This window comes from Inquilinus limosus MP06, assembly GCF_000767795.1.
GTDB lineage: Bacteria > Pseudomonadota > Alphaproteobacteria > DSM-16000 > Inquilinaceae > Inquilinus > Inquilinus limosus_E.
Map to the genome: position 1 here is coordinate 1 of NZ_JANX01000103.1, position 14,849 is coordinate 14,849.

Annotated in this window: 17 protein-coding genes; 12 read left to right on the top strand and 5 right to left on the bottom strand. The window is 71.3% G+C overall.

Going from position 1 to position 14,849, the window contains the following annotated elements:
* Positions 1-782: benzoate/H(+) symporter BenE family transporter (locus tag P409_RS10975; RefSeq protein WP_034835447.1), on the top strand; the 782-nt coding region annotated here is incomplete at its 5' end.
* Between the two features lie 3 nt (positions 783-785).
* Here P409_RS10975 and P409_RS10980 read toward each other — a convergent pair.
* Entirely contained in the window at positions 786-1,526 is a 741-nt protein-coding gene (locus P409_RS10980; RefSeq protein ID WP_052120386.1) for an ArsR/SmtB family transcription factor, read from the bottom strand.
* Positions 1,527-1,700: 174 nt separating this feature from the next.
* Between P409_RS10980 and P409_RS10985 the strand changes: the two genes are divergently transcribed.
* Positions 1,701-2,222, top strand: a complete 522-nt coding sequence (locus tag P409_RS10985; protein ID WP_034835448.1) for a GNAT family N-acetyltransferase — start codon at positions 1,701-1,703, stop codon at positions 2,220-2,222.
* A gap of 42 nt (positions 2,223-2,264) precedes the next feature.
* Positions 2,265-2,897, top strand: a complete 633-nt coding sequence (locus P409_RS10990; RefSeq protein WP_034835449.1) for a class I SAM-dependent methyltransferase — start codon at positions 2,265-2,267, stop codon at positions 2,895-2,897.
* A gap of 188 nt (positions 2,898-3,085) precedes the next feature.
* Here P409_RS10990 and P409_RS10995 read toward each other — a convergent pair whose 3' ends face one another.
* On the bottom strand, positions 3,086-3,820 hold the full coding sequence (locus P409_RS10995; RefSeq protein WP_034835451.1) for an SDR family NAD(P)-dependent oxidoreductase: 735 nt from the start codon (positions 3,818-3,820) through the stop codon (positions 3,086-3,088).
* Between the two features lie 86 nt (positions 3,821-3,906).
* On the opposite strand from P409_RS10995, the gene P409_RS11000 reads away from it, so the two are divergent.
* A complete protein-coding gene (locus P409_RS11000; RefSeq protein WP_034835474.1) occupies positions 3,907-4,284 on the top strand; it encodes a winged helix-turn-helix transcriptional regulator in 378 nt (125 codons plus the stop codon).
* Positions 4,285-4,370: 86 nt separating this feature from the next.
* Positions 4,371-4,760, top strand: coding sequence for a YybH family protein (locus P409_RS11005; RefSeq protein WP_034835454.1), 390 nt, complete (start codon positions 4,371-4,373; stop codon positions 4,758-4,760).
* A gap of 200 nt (positions 4,761-4,960) precedes the next feature.
* Here P409_RS11005 and P409_RS11010 read toward each other — a convergent pair whose 3' ends face one another.
* Together P409_RS11010 and P409_RS11015 are read right to left on the bottom strand one after the other, a co-directional pair.
* Positions 4,961-6,034 (bottom strand): pyridoxal phosphate-dependent aminotransferase, encoded by a 1,074-nt coding sequence (locus P409_RS11010; RefSeq protein ID WP_034835455.1) that lies wholly within the window; start codon positions 6,032-6,034, stop codon positions 4,961-4,963.
* A 28-nt stretch (positions 6,035-6,062) separates the two neighbouring features.
* Positions 6,063-6,479 carry a GFA family protein gene (locus P409_RS11015; protein ID WP_034835458.1) on the bottom strand — a complete coding sequence of 139 codons (417 nt, stop codon included), beginning with the start codon at positions 6,477-6,479 and terminating at the stop codon, positions 6,063-6,065.
* 28 nt (positions 6,480-6,507) lie between these two features.
* On the opposite strand from P409_RS11015, the gene P409_RS38815 reads away from it, so the two are divergent.
* The 7 genes from P409_RS38815 to P409_RS11040 are packed head-to-tail and all read left to right on the top strand — an operon-like array spanning position 6,508 to position 14,643.
* Complete coding sequence (locus P409_RS38815) at positions 6,508-6,699, top strand: hypothetical protein (RefSeq protein WP_161790375.1); 192 nt, start codon at positions 6,508-6,510, stop codon at positions 6,697-6,699.
* An 8-nt stretch (positions 6,700-6,707) separates the two neighbouring features.
* A complete protein-coding gene (gene kdpF, locus P409_RS37040; RefSeq protein WP_081991425.1) occupies positions 6,708-6,797 on the top strand; it encodes a K(+)-transporting ATPase subunit F in 90 nt (29 codons plus the stop codon).
* A gap of 7 nt (positions 6,798-6,804) precedes the next feature.
* Entirely contained in the window at positions 6,805-8,514 is a 1,710-nt protein-coding gene (gene kdpA / locus P409_RS11020) for a potassium-transporting ATPase subunit KdpA (RefSeq protein WP_034835460.1), read from the top strand.
* A gap of 14 nt (positions 8,515-8,528) precedes the next feature.
* Positions 8,529-10,589: a potassium-transporting ATPase subunit KdpB gene (kdpB, locus tag P409_RS11025; RefSeq protein WP_034835463.1), complete on the top strand. Its 2,061-nt coding sequence runs from the start codon at positions 8,529-8,531 to the stop codon at positions 10,587-10,589.
* A gap of 7 nt (positions 10,590-10,596) precedes the next feature.
* The gene (gene kdpC, locus P409_RS11030; protein WP_034835467.1) at positions 10,597-11,202 is read left to right on the top strand and encodes a potassium-transporting ATPase subunit KdpC; all 606 of its coding nucleotides are present in this window, start codon (positions 10,597-10,599) and stop codon (positions 11,200-11,202) included.
* 13 nt (positions 11,203-11,215) lie between these two features.
* Positions 11,216-13,930: a sensor histidine kinase gene (locus P409_RS11035; RefSeq protein ID WP_034835470.1), complete on the top strand. Its 2,715-nt coding sequence runs from the start codon at positions 11,216-11,218 to the stop codon at positions 13,928-13,930.
* A complete protein-coding gene (locus P409_RS11040; protein ID WP_052120388.1) occupies positions 13,930-14,643 on the top strand; it encodes a response regulator in 714 nt (237 codons plus the stop codon). The genes P409_RS11035 and P409_RS11040 overlap by 1 nt, the downstream gene beginning before the upstream one ends.
* Here P409_RS11040 and P409_RS39960 read toward each other — a convergent pair.
* The coding region (locus P409_RS39960) for a hypothetical protein (protein ID WP_034835472.1) at positions 14,640-14,849 on the bottom strand (210 nt) is incomplete at its 5' end. The two genes, P409_RS11040 and P409_RS39960, sit on opposite strands and share 4 nt — an antisense overlap.

Consider the following 14,849-nt stretch of genomic DNA (forward strand, 5'->3'; position numbering starts at 1 on the left):
CCATGCTGGCCGGGGTGCTGCTCGACCTCTGCCTGGCCCCGGCCCGGGCGGTCGGCGCCATGCCGATGCTGGCGCTGCCGGTGGTGCTGGTCTGGGCCCTGGCCTGGCGCTTCGCCAGGCTCTACGCCGTGCCGCTGGCCGTCGTCGCCGCCCTGGCGATGATCGGCGTGACCACCGCGGTGCCGCCGGAGGCCTTCGCCCATCTCTGGCCGCAGCCGGTCGTCGTCGCCCCGGCCTTCACCACCGGCGCGATCATCGGCATCGCCGTGCCGCTGTTCATCGTCACGATGGCGTCGCAGAACGTGCCGGGGCTGGCGGTGCTGAACGCCAATGGCTACCGCCCGCCGGTCGGGCCGCTGTTCGTCGCCACCGGCGTGACCAGCGGCCTGGCCGCGCTGATCGGCGGCCATGCGGTCAACCTGTCGGCGATCACCGCGGCGCTCTGCGCCTCGGCCGAGGCGCATCCCGACCCGGCGCGGCGCTGGCCGGCGGCGGTGGTGGCCGGTGCGGTCTATGTCGTGATCGGCCTGTTCGCCGGCTTCGCCGCCGCCTTCATCGCCGCCTCGCCGCCGCTGCTGATCCAGGCGGTGGCCGGCCTGGCGCTGCTGGGCAGCCTCGGCGGCGCCCTGTCGACCGCGCTGGCGCGGGAGGAGGAGCGGCTGCCGGCGGTCGTGACCTTCGTCACCACCGTCTCCGGCCTCTCCCTGTTCGGCATCGGCGCGGCCTTCTGGGGCCTGGTGGCCGGTGGCGCGATGATGGCGCTGGCGCGGCTGAAGCCCTGAGCCTCAGGCGGCCTTGTCCAGGCCGGGCGGGACGCCCAGCCGCTCCTTCAGCCCGGCCCAGCCCTGCGGCGTGACCTCGACCGCGCGGGAGGAGGGGGAGCGCCGCAGCCAGCCCTTGTCGCACAGCACCCCGAGGAACCGTACCCCGAGCGGCCCGGCCAGATGGTGCTCCCGCTCGGTCCAGTCCAGGCATTGCCGGGCCAGGCCGCGCCGGGTCGGGCGCAGCGAAGCGACATCGAGGCCAAGTCCGGCGAACCAGTCATGGCCCGCCGGAGTCACCTCGAACCGCTTCTCCGGCGCCGGCACGATCAGCGCCCGCTCCTGCAGCGCCCGGGTCACGGCCACGCCCAGCCGGCCGGCCAGGTGGTCGTAGCAGCAGCGCGCGAAGGCGAACCGGCGGGCGTCGCGGCTCAGCGGCTTGCGGCGCACCGGCATGTGCGGCCCGATCGCGGCGAGCTGCTCCAGCGCTTGGGCGACATGGGCGCCGGCCAGGCGGAAATAGCGGTGCCGGCCCTCGGTCTCGACCGTCAGCAGCCCGCCCTGCACCAGCTTGGCGAGATGCGAGCTGGCGGTCTGCGGCGTCACCCCGGCGGCATAGGCCAGCTCGCCCGCCGGCCGGGCCCGGCCGTCGACCAGGGCGTTCAGCATGTTGGCGCGCGCCGGGTCGGCGATCAGCTGGGCGGTGTAGGCGACGCCAGGGTTGATCGGCGTGGGCGGGCGCGAGACGGGCGGGGTGACAGGCATGGGGCGCCTCCATCGGTTCGGCGCCATCATAGCCCGCCCGGCGTCGCCATGCTTCGACGCCGGCCGAAGCATGCGGCCGCGCCCCGGCGCCGCGGGCACAGGTTCCGGAGGCGGGCCCGGCCGTGATAAAGCCTGACGGCGTTCGGGGGGAATCGCGCTGATGCGAGATCGATCATGATCCTGGCCACGCCGCGCCTGCGGCTGCGGCCCTGGCGGAAGCAGGACCGCGACGCCTTCGCCGCCCTGACCGCGGATCCCGAGGTGATGCGCGACCTGGGCGGGCCGCTGGACCGGGCGGGCAGCGACGCCAAGCTCGACCGCTACATCGTCTGCTATCATCGCCGGGGCTTCTGCCGCTGGGCGGTGACGGATCTCTCCGGCACGGTGCTGGGCTATGCCGGGCTGATGCGGTCGGGGCCGGAGCATGCGGCCGGTCCCCATGTCGATATCGGCTGGCGCCTGGCGCGGCATGCCTGGGGCCAGGGTTACGCCACCGAGGCCGCGGCGGCGGCGCTGCGCGACGGGTTCGGGCGGCTCGGCTTCTCCGAGATCCTGGCCTACACCGCGCCGGACAATCTGCGGTCGCAGGCGGTGATGGCGCGGCTGGGCCTGCGGCGGGAGCCGTCGCGCGACTTCACCTCGGTCATCGACGGCACGCCCTGGCACGGGCTGGTCTGGGTGGCCCGGCCGGGCTGACGCCATCCGGGCCGGCATGACGGGGCGGTAGAAGGGGGAGCCATGCCGGACATCGCCAGCGACACGCGTTTCTGGGACCGGGGCGCGCGCCGATACGCCGCCAGCCGGGTCTCCGACCCGGCTGGCTATCAGCGCACGCTGGCGCGCACGCGGCACCATCTCAAGGCCGGCGACACGGTCTTCGAATTCGGCTGCGGCACGGGGACGACGGCGCTCGCGCTCGCCCCGTCCGTCGGACGCATCCTGGCGACCGACATCTCGGGCGAGATGATCGCGATCGCCCGCAGGAAGGCGGAGGGATGCGCCAATGCCGAGTTCCGGGTCGGGACGCCCGGCGGGATCGCGGGGCTGGACGGGGCCTTTGACGCCGCCCTCGGCTTCAACGTCCTGCATCTGGTGACGGCGCGGGACACGGCGCTGCGGGCCGTTCACCGGCTGCTGAAGCCCGGCGGGCTGTTCATCTCCAAGACGCCGTGCCTGCGGGAGGCGACGCCGCTGCTGCGTCTCGTCCTGCCGCTGATGCAGCTCGTCGGCAAGGCGCCCTCGGTGGCCTTTCTCGGCGCGGAGGAGCTGGAGCGGGAGATCGCGGCGGCCGGGTTCGAGATCGTCGAGCGCGGCCGCCACGCCTCGCGCGGCAGGGACATCCGCCCCTTCCTCGTCGCCCGTAAGCGGTGAGGCTGCCGGCGGCCGGCGGATCACGGCCGGAGCCGCTGCCGGTGCCAGGCCTCACCGTCCCGAACGGCGTCCGGCCGGCTGGCGGCTGGCGCGGCACGCCTGGCGCGGGGCTGCGCCACCGAGGCCGGCCATGGCACGGCAGCGCTCGTGTTGAGCGGCCGCGCCATGGCCGGCCCCTCCGCCGAACGTCAGACCTGGGCGAGGCCGCCGTCGACGAAGACCTCGCTGCCGGTCATGAAGCTGCTGTCCGACGAGGCGAGGAACGCGGCGACGGCGCCCGTCTCGGCAGGGTCGCCCATCCGGCCGAGCGGCGTGGCGGCGCCCAAAGCATCCATCGCCTCCTCTCCCACCACCTCGATCGCCAGCTCCGTCCGGGTCGGCCCCGGCGAGAGCACGTTGACGCGGATGCCGGTGCCCTGCAGATCCAGCGCCCAGCTGCGCGCGAAGTTGCGGATGGCCGCCTTGGTGGCGCTGTAGACGCTGAACCGCGGCGTCCCCATCACGCCCGTGCTGGAGCCGGTGAGGATGATCGATGCCCCGGACGACATCAGCGGCAGGGCCTTCTGCACGGTGAACAGCAGGCCTTTCACATTGACGCCGAAGGTCCGGTCGAACTGCTCCGGCGTGATCTCGCCGAGCGGCACCAGATCACCGGTGCCGGCGTTGGCGAACAGGATGTCGAGCCCGCCGCGTTCCGCCTTCACGGCTTCGAACAGTCGGTCGAGATCGGCCATCTCGGTGACCGAGCCCCGCACGGCCCGGGCGTTCGGCCCCAGCTGCGCGAGAGCCGCGTCCAGCGCATCCTGCCGCCGCCCGAAGATGTAGACGAACGCCCCCTCCTCGACGAAACGCTTGGCGGCGCCGAGCCCGATGCCGCTTCCGCCGCCGGTCACCACCGCGGTCTTGCCTTCCAGCCTGGTCATGCTTTGCCTCCTGCATTCAGGTGGCTTCGATCTGGCGGGTCGCATACCCATGGACAAGTATGCACCTTTTGGTAAGTATCAAAATCATGAGCGACGTCCCGACATCCTCGCCCCGTTTCAGCTGCGGGCTCGACGCCACGCTTCGCGTCATTGCCGGCAAGTGGAAGCCGCTGATCCTCTATTTCCTGCTGCAGGGACCGACCCGGTACGGGGCGCTCAGGCGGGCGGTGCGCGGCGTGAGCGACAAGGTGCTGATCCAGCAGCTGAAGGAGCTGGAGGCCGACGATCTCATCGTCCGGACCGATTACAAGGAGGTGCCGCCGCGGGTCGATTACGCACTCACCCCTCTCGGTCTGAGCCTGACAAAGGCGCTCGAGCCGCTCTGCGTCTGGGGCACGGAGAACATGGCCGAGGTCGCTCGTGTTCTCGCCCAGCGCGAGAGATGGCCCGCCGAGGCGCGCTGAGGTCGCGGCTCGCCCGGCGGGCATCGACCTCCGTCATGCGCAGAGGTTATATCCCCGGCTGTCGATCCCTTCACCGGACCCCTGAGATGACCCAAGCCGCCGATCGTGCCATCCGCCAGCGGCGCGAGGCCTTCAACCAGGCCCTGGCCAGGGCGGACCTCAAGGCCATCGGCCCGCTCCTGGCGCAGGATGTCGTCCTGGTCACCGGCACCGACAGCGCCGTTCTCTCCGGCCGCAAGGCCCAGCTCGCGGCGTGGGAGGCCGAGTTCGCCGCCTCCCTGCGCACGGTGTACACGCGCACCCCGGAGAGCATCGTCGTGTCGCCGGTCGAGCCGATCGCGCTGGAGCATGGCCGCTGGCAGGGCATCGCCGCCGCCGGCGGCCTGCCGCTCGCCTCCGGCACCTACGCCGCCAAATGGCGCAGGACCGGCGCCGATTGGGTGATCGAGGCCGAGATCTACCTCACGCTGGCCTGACTGGCCGGCGCGGCGGAAACGGGCGGTACGGGTGGGATGATCGCCATGGTCCAAAATTCCCCGTCATTGCGAGGAGGCGAAGCCGACGAAGCAATCCAGGGGCCGGTGCGCACCGGCCCCTGGATTGCTTCGCTGCGCTCGCAATGACGGTGCTGGGAATTCCGAGAGGGACGCAGACTTCCGGCGCGCCGGAGCGATCGTCACGCCGCCGGCGCGGCGCCGGTCAGCTCGCCAAGAGCCGCCACCAGCCGGTCGCACTCCGCATCCGTGCCGATGCTGATGCGCAGATGGTCCTGGATCCGCGGCCGGGCGAAGCGGCGCACCAGGATCGCCCGGGCGCGCAGCCCGGCGGCCAGCGCCTCGCCCGGCATCGCGGGGTGGCGCGCGAACAGGAAGTTGGCGGCCGAGGGCAGTACCTCGAACCCCAGGCCGCGCAGGGCGCCGGCCAGCCGCTCCCGGCTGGCGACCACCCGGTCGCGCTGCGTCTCGAACCACGCCCGGTCCTCCCAGGCCGCGACCGCCCCGGCCAGGGCCAGCCGGTCGGTGGGGTAGGAGTTGAAGCTGTCGCGCACCCGCTCCAGCGCCTCGATCAGCGGGCGCTGGCCGATGGCGAAGCCGACCCGCAGCCCGGCCAGGCTGCGCGATTTGGAGAAGGTCTGCACCACCAGCAGGTTCGGGTGGCGGGCGACCAGCGGCACCGCGCTCTCCGCCCCGAAATCGACATAGGCCTCGTCGATCACCACCGGCTGGTCCGGGTGGTCGCGCAGCAGCGTCTCGATCCCGTCCAGCGGCAAAGCGAGGCCGGTCGGGGCGTTCGGGTTCGGCAGGATGATGGCGCCGCAGGGCCGACGGAAATCGGCGACGCGAACCTGCAGCGCGTCATCGACCGGCACCGCGCGATGGTCGATGCCGTACAGGCTGCACCAGGTCGGATAGAAGCTGTAGGTGACGTCCGGGAACAGCAGCGGCCCGTCATGCTTCAGCAGGCCGGCGAAGGCATGGGCCAGCACCTCGTCCGACCCGTTGCCGACGAAGACCTGGTCGGCGCCGATGCCATGGGTGGCGGCGATGGCCTGGCGCAGCCGCAGCGCGGTCGGCTCGGGGTACAGGCGCAAGGTATCCGCCGCCGCCTCGCGGATCGCGGCCAGCGCGCGCGGGGAGGGGCCGTAGGGGTTCTCGTTGGTGTTCAGCTTCACCAGGTCGGGCACCGCCGGCTGCTCCCCCGCCACATAGGGGGTCAGGGTGGCGACGATCGGGCTCCAGAACCGGCTCATTCCGCTCTCCATCTCCATCCATCCGCCGCTATGCGCCGCCGGCCCCGGGCGGCATGCCCTCGAATTCCGGCAGCCCGCCCTCGACCCGGTCCCAGGGCTGGCGGCTGCGGACGTTGATCGCGGCGTCCGGCCGGATCACCGACGGGTCGTCCAGCGTCCCGGCATAGAGCGTCGCCATCTCCGGGTCCATCTCGGCCGTGCCGAAGAGATGGCTGCCGCACACCGGGCAGAAATGGCGCACGGCCTGCAGCCCGCTGCCGCCGGCCTGGGCATAGAAGCGGGTCTCGCCGCGCACGGTCAGCGCCGCGAGCGGCACGCCGACATAGGTCGAATGGCCGGCGCCGCTGGACCTCTGGCAGTCCCGGCAATGGCAATGACCGGTGTAGACGGGGTCGGCCGCCACCTCGTACCGCACCGCCCCACATAGGCATCCGCCCGTCATCATCGCTCGTCTCCCCGATTCCAGCCCCAACGTGGCCAGCATAGCCGGGCGGAAATCCGGATCGAATTTTTATGCGCCCCGGGTGTCTGATCCGCGCCGATCACACGATTCCGCAGTCCGTCTGCGGGAAGGAGATTTCGTGCTCGACGTCCTGATGCTTGCCCTGGCTGCGGCGTTCTTCGCCGTCGGCCTGGGCTACGTGTTGCTGTGCGACCGGCTCTAGAGGAAGCGATGACCTTCGATCTCATCCTCGGCGGCGTCGTATCCGTGCTGCTGCTCGGCTACCTCGTCTACGCCCTCGTTCGCCCCGAGAAATTCTGAGACAGCCATGACTCTCAACGGCTGGATCCAGATCGCCATCTACTGCGCGATCGTGGTCCTCATCGTGCGCCCGCTCGGCGGCTACATGACCCGGGTCTTCTCCGGCGAGCGCACCTTCCTCTCCCCCGTCCTCCGCCCGGTCGAGCGTGTGCTCTACGCCGCCGCCGGCGTGCGCGAGGACCGCGAGCAGCATTGGACCGGCTACGCCTTCGCCATGCTGCTGTTCAGCGTGGCGGGATTCGCCCTGCTGTACGCGCTGCAGCGCTTCCAGGACGTGCTGCCGCTGAACCCGGCCGGCATGTCGGCGGTGCCGGAAGGCATCGCCTTCAACACCGCGGCCAGCTTCGTCACCAACACCAACTGGCAGTCCTATGGCGGCGAAAGCACCATGGGCTACCTGGTGCAGATGGCCGGGCTGACGGTGCAGAACTTCGTGTCGGCCGCGACCGGCATCGCGCTCGCCATCGCGCTGGTGCGCGGCTTCGCCCGGCGCTCGGCCCAGACCATCGGCAACTTCTGGGTCGACCTGACCCGGGCCACCCTCTACGTGCTGCTGCCGATCTGCATCGTCGCCACCATCTTCTTCGTCTGGCAGGGCGTGCCGCAGACCCTGGGCGCCACTGTCGACGCCACCACGCTGGAAGGCGCGCATCAGACCATCGCCCAGGGGCCGGTGGCCTCGCAGCTGGCGATCAAGATGCTGGGCACCAATGGCGGCGGCTTCTTCAACGCCAACTCGGCCCATCCCTACGAGAATCCGACCGCGCTGTCGAACCTGGTGCAGATGGTGCTGATCTTCGCGATCGGCGCCGGCCTGACCAACACCTTCGGCCGCATGGTCGGCAACGAGAAGCAGGGCTGGGCGATCTTCGCCGCCATGGGCGTGCTGTTCCTGGCCGGCGTCTTCATCGCCTATTGGCAGGAGGCCGGCGGCGGGCATCTCCTGGCCTCGCTCGGCGTCGACACCACCCTCGGCAACATGGAGGGCAAGGAGGTCCGCTTCGGGGAGGCGCTGTCGGCCCTGTTCGCGGTGGTCACCACCGCCGCCTCCTGCGGCGCGATCATCGCGCAGCATGACAGCCTGACCGCGCTCGGCGGCATGGTGCCGCTGGTCAACATGATGCTGGGCGAGGTGATCATCGGCGGCGTCGGCGCCGGCCTGTACGGCATGCTGCTGTTCGTCATCGAGGCGATCTTCGTCGCCGGGCTGATGGTCGGCCGCACGCCGGAATATGTCGGCAAGAAGATCGAGGCCAAGGAGGTCAAGATGACCATGCTGGCCCTCTTGATCCTGCCGGCGTCGATGCTGGGCCTCACCGCGCTCGCGGTGTCGACCCAGGCGGGCCTGGCCGGCATCCTCAACCCCGGGCCGCACGGCTTCACCGAGGTGCTGTACGCCTACACCTCGGGCACGGCGAACAACGGCTCGGCCTTCGGCGGCCTGACCGCGACCTCGCTGTTCTACACGGTGACCCTCGGCTTCGCGATGCTGATCGGCCGCTTCCTGATGATCGTGCCGATGCTGGCCGTCGCCGGGTCGCTCGCCGCCAAGCGCAGCCTGCCGCCCTCCTCCGGCACCTTCCCGACCACCGGGCCGCTCTTCGTCGGCCTGCTGATCGGCGTGGTGCTGATCATGGGCGGCCTGACCTTCTTCCCGGCCCTGGCGCTGGGTCCGATCGTGGACCAGCTCGCCGCTTCCGCCGGCACCCTGTTCTGATCGGAACTTCGGTCATGAAGACTTCCAACACTCCGGCGTCGCTGTTCGACGCCAAGATCATGGGCCCGGCCGCGTTCGACGCGGTCCGCAAGCTCGACCCGCGCGTGATGTGGCGCAACCCGGTGATGTTCGTGGTCGAGACCGTCGCGGCCCTGACCACGGTGCTGCTGCTGCGCGACATCGCCACCGGCGCGGCCGGCATCGGCTTCACCATCCAGATCGTGCTCTGGCTCTGGTTCACCGTGCTGTTCGCCAACTTCGCCGAGGCGGTGGCCGAGGGCCGCGGCAAGGCACAGGCCGAAAGCCTGCGCCGCACCCGCACCGACACCGTGGCCAAGCGGCTGCGCGACGCTGCCGGCCGCGACACCGAGCCGGTACCGGCCCTCTCCCTGCGCCAGGGCGACCTGGTGCTGGTCGAGGCCGGCGACCTGATCCCGTCGGACGGCGAGGTGATCGAGGGCATCGCCTCGGTCGACGAAAGCGCGATCACCGGCGAATCCGCCCCGGTGATCCGCGAATCCGGCGGCGACCGCTCGGCCGTCACCGGCGGCACCCGGGTGCTGTCGGACTGGGTCAAGGTGCGCATCACCGCGGCCCAGGGGTCGACCTTCCTCGACCGCATGATCTCGCTGATCGAGGGCGCGCAGCGCCAGAAGACGCCGAACGAGATCGCGCTGAACATCCTCTTGGCCGGGCTCTCGATCATCTTCGTCTTCGCCACGGTCACCATCCCCAGCTTCGCCGCCTATGCCGGCGGGTCGATCTCGGTGGTGGTGCTGGTGGCGCTGTTCGTCACCCTGATCCCGACCACGATCGGCGCGCTCTTGTCCGCCATCGGCATCGCCGGCATGGACCGCCTCGTGCGCTTCAACGTGCTGGCCATGTCCGGCCGCGCGGTCGAGGCCGCGGGCGACGTCGACACGCTGCTCTTGGACAAGACCGGCACCATCACGCTGGGCAACCGCCTGGCCACCGAGTTCGTGCCGCTGCCCGGCGTCACCGACGCCGAGCTGGCGGACGCCGCCCAGCTCTCCTCCCTCAGCGACGAGACGCCGGAAGGCCGCTCGGTCGTGGTGCTGGCGAAGGAGAAGTACGGGCTGCGCGCCCGCGAGGTCGGCCGCATGCACGCCCAGTTCGTGCCCTTCACCGCGCAGACGCGGATGAGCGGCGTGGATGTCGAGGGCTCGGTCATCCGCAAGGGTGCCGTCGACGCCGTCATCGCCCATGTTCGCGAGGTCGCCGGCAACCCGCGCTTGGCCATGCCGAAGGAGCTGGAGCAGATCACCGAGCGCATCGCCAAGGCCGGCGGCACGCCGCTGGCGGTGGCCAAAGACGGCAGGCCGCTGGGCGTCATCCACCTGAAGGACGTGGTCAAGGGCGGCATCCGTGAGCGCTTCGCCGAGCTGCGGCGGATGGGCATCCGCACGGTGATGATCACCGGCGACAACCCGCTGACCGCCGCGGCGATCGCGGCCGAGGCGGGGGTCGACGACTTCCTGGCCCAGGCGACGCCGGAGGCCAAGCTGGCCCTGATCCGCGAGGAGCAGGGCAAGGGCCGGCTGGTCGCCATGTGCGGCGACGGCACCAACGACGCGCCGGCGCTCGCACAGGCGGATGTCGGCGTGGCGATGCAGACCGGCACGGTGGCGGCGCGCGAGGCCGGCAACATGGTCGACCTCGACAGCGACCCGACCAAGCTGATCGAGGTGGTGGGCATCGGCAAGCAGCTGCTGATCACCCGCGGCGCCCTGACCACCTTCTCGATCGCCAACGACGTGGCCAAGTACTTCGCCATCATCCCGGCGATGTTCCTGGCCTTCTACCCGCAGCTCGGGGTGCTCAACGTCATGGATCTGCACTCGCCGCAGAGCGCGATCCTGTCGGCGATCATCTTCAACGCGCTGATCATCATCGCCCTGATCCCGCTGGCGCTGCGCGGCGTCCGCTACCGGGCGCTCAGCGCGGCCGCACTGCTGCGGCGCAACCTTCTGATCTACGGCCTGGGCGGCATCATCATCCCGTTCGTCGGGATCAAGGCGATCGACCTGATCGTCACCGCCCTGGGCCTGGCGTGAGGCCACCATGCTGAACCAGATCCGTCCCGCCATCGTGATGATCGTCCTGCTGACGATCCTCACCGGCATCGCCTACCCCTTCGCCATGACCGGCGTGACCCAGGGGCTGTTCCCAAGCCAGGCCAATGGCAGCCTGGTGAAGCGCGCCGACGGCACCGTCATCGGCGCCGCCCTGATCGGCCAGAACTTCACCAGCGAGAAGTACTTCCACGGCCGCATCTCGGCGACCTCGGGCGCCGACCCGAACGACCCGACCCAGTCGGTGGCGCAGCCCTACAACGCCGCCAACTCGGCCGGCTCCAACCTCGGCCCGACCAGCCAGGCGCTGTCCGACCGGGTGAAGGGCGATGTCGACGCGCTGGCGGCGCAGGGCATCAAGAACCCGCCGGCCGACATGGTCACCAGCTCGGCCTCGGGCCTCGACCCGGACATCAGCCCGGCGAATGCCGAGCTGCAGGTCGCCCGGGTCGCAGCCGCCCGCAACCTGCCGGCGGACAAGGTGCGCCAGCTGGTACAGGGCGCGACCAGCGGCCGGCTGCTGGGCCTGATCGGCGAGCCGCGGGTCAATGTCCTGCAGCTCAACATGGCGCTGGACGGGCTGACGACCCCATAGTCATCCTGGCGCAATGTCACTGACCGATCGGTCCGACGACGATCATCGTCCCTCGCCGGAAGCTCTGCTTGAGGCGGTCGCGAAAACCCGCGGCCGCCTCAAGATCTTCCTCGGGGCGGCGCCCGGCGTCGGCAAGACCTACGAGATGCTGTCCCAGGGCGCCGCGCGGCGGCGCGACGGGGTCGACGTCGTCATCGGCGTGGTCGAGACCCATGGAAGGGCCGAGACCCAGGCGCTGGTCGGCGGCTTCGAAATCATCCCCCGCCGCCGGGCCGAGCATCGCGGCCGCAGCCTGGAGGAGATGGATCTCGACGCCATCCTGGCGCGCAAACCGGCCCTGGTGCTGGTCGACGAGCTGGCCCACACCAACGCCCCCGGCAGCCGGCACGACAAGCGCTACCAGGATGTCGAGGAGATCCTGGCCGCCGGCATCGATGTCTGGACCACGCTGAACATCCAGCATGTCGAGAGCCTGAATGACGTCGTCGCCCGGATCACCCGTATCCGGGTGCGCGAGACGGTGCCGGATGCCTGGATCGACGGCGCCGACGAGATCGAGCTGATCGACCTGACGCCGGAGGACCTGCAGAAGCGGCTGGCCGAGGGCAAGGTCTATATCCGCGACCAGGCGCGGCGCGCGGTCGACCATTTCTTCAAGCCCGGCAACCTGACCGCGCTGCGCGAGCTGGCGCTGCGCCGCACCGCCCAGCGGGTCGATGATCAGATGCTGGGCTATATGCGCGCCCACGCCATCACCGGCCCCTGGGCCGCCGGCGACCGCGTCATGGTCTGTGTCAGCGAGGCGCCGAACAGCGAGGCGCTGGTGCGCTACGCCCGGCGCGTGGCCGACCGGCTGGGCGCTCGCTGGGTCGCCGTCTACATCGAGGGATCGCGTCACCACCGGCTGGGCGAGGCCGAGCGCGACGGCGTCGCCCGCGCCCTGCTGCTGGCCGAGAAGCTGGGCGGCGAGACCGTGACGATCCCGGCCAACGACATCGTCGCCGAGCTCCTGACCTATGCCCGGCGCAACAACATCACCCAGATCGTCATCGGCAAGTCCGACCGGCCGCGCTGGTTCGAGCTGCTGCACGGCTCGGTGGTGCATGAGCTGGTGCGCAAGGCGGGCTCGATCTCGGTCCATGTCATGGCGGGGGAGGAGGCCGAGGCCCAGCCGGGCCAGGAGCGGATCCAGACCCGCCCGGCCGATGCCGGCCTCGACCCGCGGCCCTATCTGGTGGCCGCGGTCGGCGTGGCGGCCACCACCGCCGCCGCCCATCTGGTCGCCTTCGTCGCCACCAGCAACAGCATCGCGCTGGTGTTCCTGCTGCCGGTGCTGTTCTGCGCCGCGCGCTACGGGCTGGGGCCGTCGATCTTCGCCTCGCTGCTCAGCGTCTTCGCGGTCAACTTCTTCTTCCTGCCGCCGCTGTACAGCCTGGTGATCGCCGACCCGTCGAACGTCACCACGCTGGTGTTCTTCCTGGTGGTCGCCGCCGTCACCTCGAACCTGCAGAGCCGGGCGCGGCTGCAGGCTCGGGCCGCCGCCGCGCGGGCTCGTGCGACGGCGGAGCTGTTCGGGTTCAGCCGCAAGCTGGCGGCGATCGCCTCGGCCGACGACCTGCTCTGGGCCGCGGCCTACCAGATCGCCGCGATGCTGAAGCTGCGCGTGGTCGTGCTGATGCCGCAGGACGGGTCGCTGCAGGTGGTCGCCGGCTATCCGCCGGAGGACCGGATCGAGGAGGCGGAGCGGGCGGCCGCGCAGTGGAGCTGGGCCAATGACCGGCCGGCGGGGCGGGGGGCGGACACGCTGCCCGGCGGCAAATGGCTGTTCCTGCCCTGGCGCACCGCCTCCGGCCAGATCGGCGTGGTCGGCATCGACCGCGACCAGCCGGGCCCGCTGCTCAGCCCCGACGACCAGCGCCTCCTGGATTCCCTGATGGACCAGGCGGCGGTGGCGATCGAGCGGGTGCGCCTGGCCAAGGATGTCGACGAGGTCCGCGTGGTGGCGGAGACCGAGCGGCTGCGCGCCGCCCTCCTGACCTCGATCAGCCACGATCTGCGCACGCCGCTGGCCTCGATCATCGGCGGCATCTCCAGCCTGCGCCGGTACGACGCCACCTTGGACCCGAAGGCGCGCGGCGAGCTGATGGAGACGGTGGAGGACGAGGCCGAGCGGCTGAACCGCTTCGTCGGCAACCTGCTGGACATGACCCGCCTCGAATCCGGCGTGCTGCAGCCGAAGCTGGAGGCGACCGAGGTGGCGGAGGTGGTCGGCGCGGCGGCGGAGCGCAGCCGCGCCCTGGTCGCCCGGCACCGGCTGGTGCTGGACATCGCGCCGAACCTGCCGCTGGTCCTGCTCGACCCGATCCTCCTGGAGCAGGTGCTGGTCAACTTGATCGACAACGCCGCCAAATACGCCCCGGCCGGCACCGCCATCACCGTCTCGGCGCGGGACGAGAAGGGGCTGGCGATCCGCGTGCTGGACGAGGGCGAGGGCATCCCGGAGGACAAGCTGGAGGCGATCTTCGACAAGTTCCACCGCATCCAGCAGGGCGACAGCGCCCAGGCCGGGACCGGGCTGGGCCTGGCGATCTGCCGCGGCTTCGTCGAGACCATGGGCGGGAAGATCGTCGCCGGCAACCGCGGCGACCGGCGCGGCGCGGTGTTCACCGTCACCTTCCCGCCCGACCTCACCGCCCCGGCCCTGCCCGGCATCTCGATGGGGATGTGATGACGACCTCGCCCGACACCCGCGCCGCGCCGCGCATCCTGATCATCGACGACGAGCCGCAGATCCGCCGCTTCCTCAAGATCAGCCTGACCGCCGACGGCTATGCCCCGATCGAGGCGGCCGGCGGCACCGAGGGGCTGGAGCGGGTGGTGCAGGACCGGCCCGACCTGGTGATCCTCGACCTCGGCCTGCCCGACATCGACGGCCAGCAGGTGCTGAGCCGGATCCGCGAGCTGTCGGCGGTGCCGGTGATCGTGCTGTCGGTCCGCGCCGGCGAGGCCGAGAAGGTCGAGGCGCTGGACCGCGGCGCCAACGACTATGTCACCAAGCCCTTCGGCATCGCCGAGCTGACCGCCCGGCTGCGTGCCGCCCTGCGCCGCGGCGGCCAGGAGGACGAGGCGGCGGAGGCGGTGATCGAGGCCGGGCCGCTGACCGTCGACGTGCCGCACCGAAGGGTGCGCTTCGAGGGCAAGGAGATCCGGCTGTCGAAGAAGGAGTTCGAGATCCTGCGCCTCCTGGCCGCCCATCACGGCCGGGTGGTGACGCACCAGAAGATCCTGCGCGAGGTCTGGGGCCCGGCCCATATCGACGCGATGCAGTATCTCCGCGTCTATGTCGGCCAGCTGCGCCAGAAGCTGGGCGACGACCCGGCCCGGCCGCGGCTGATCGCGACCGAGGCCGGGGTCGGCTATCGGCTGGTGGTGGAAGGTTAGTGCGGCGCTGACGACGCCTGCCCGTGCCGCACCGCCGGCGGGGCGCGGCCGATGCGCAGCGCGACCGGCAGGCACAGCAGCGGGGCCAGGGCGACCAGGCCGAACAGCCAACGGGCGGCGCTGGTGGTGCCCGCGACGCCGCCGGGATCCAGCAGGCCGCCGAGATTGGCGATCATGCCGGCCAGGGCCGCGGCCAGCGCCGTGAC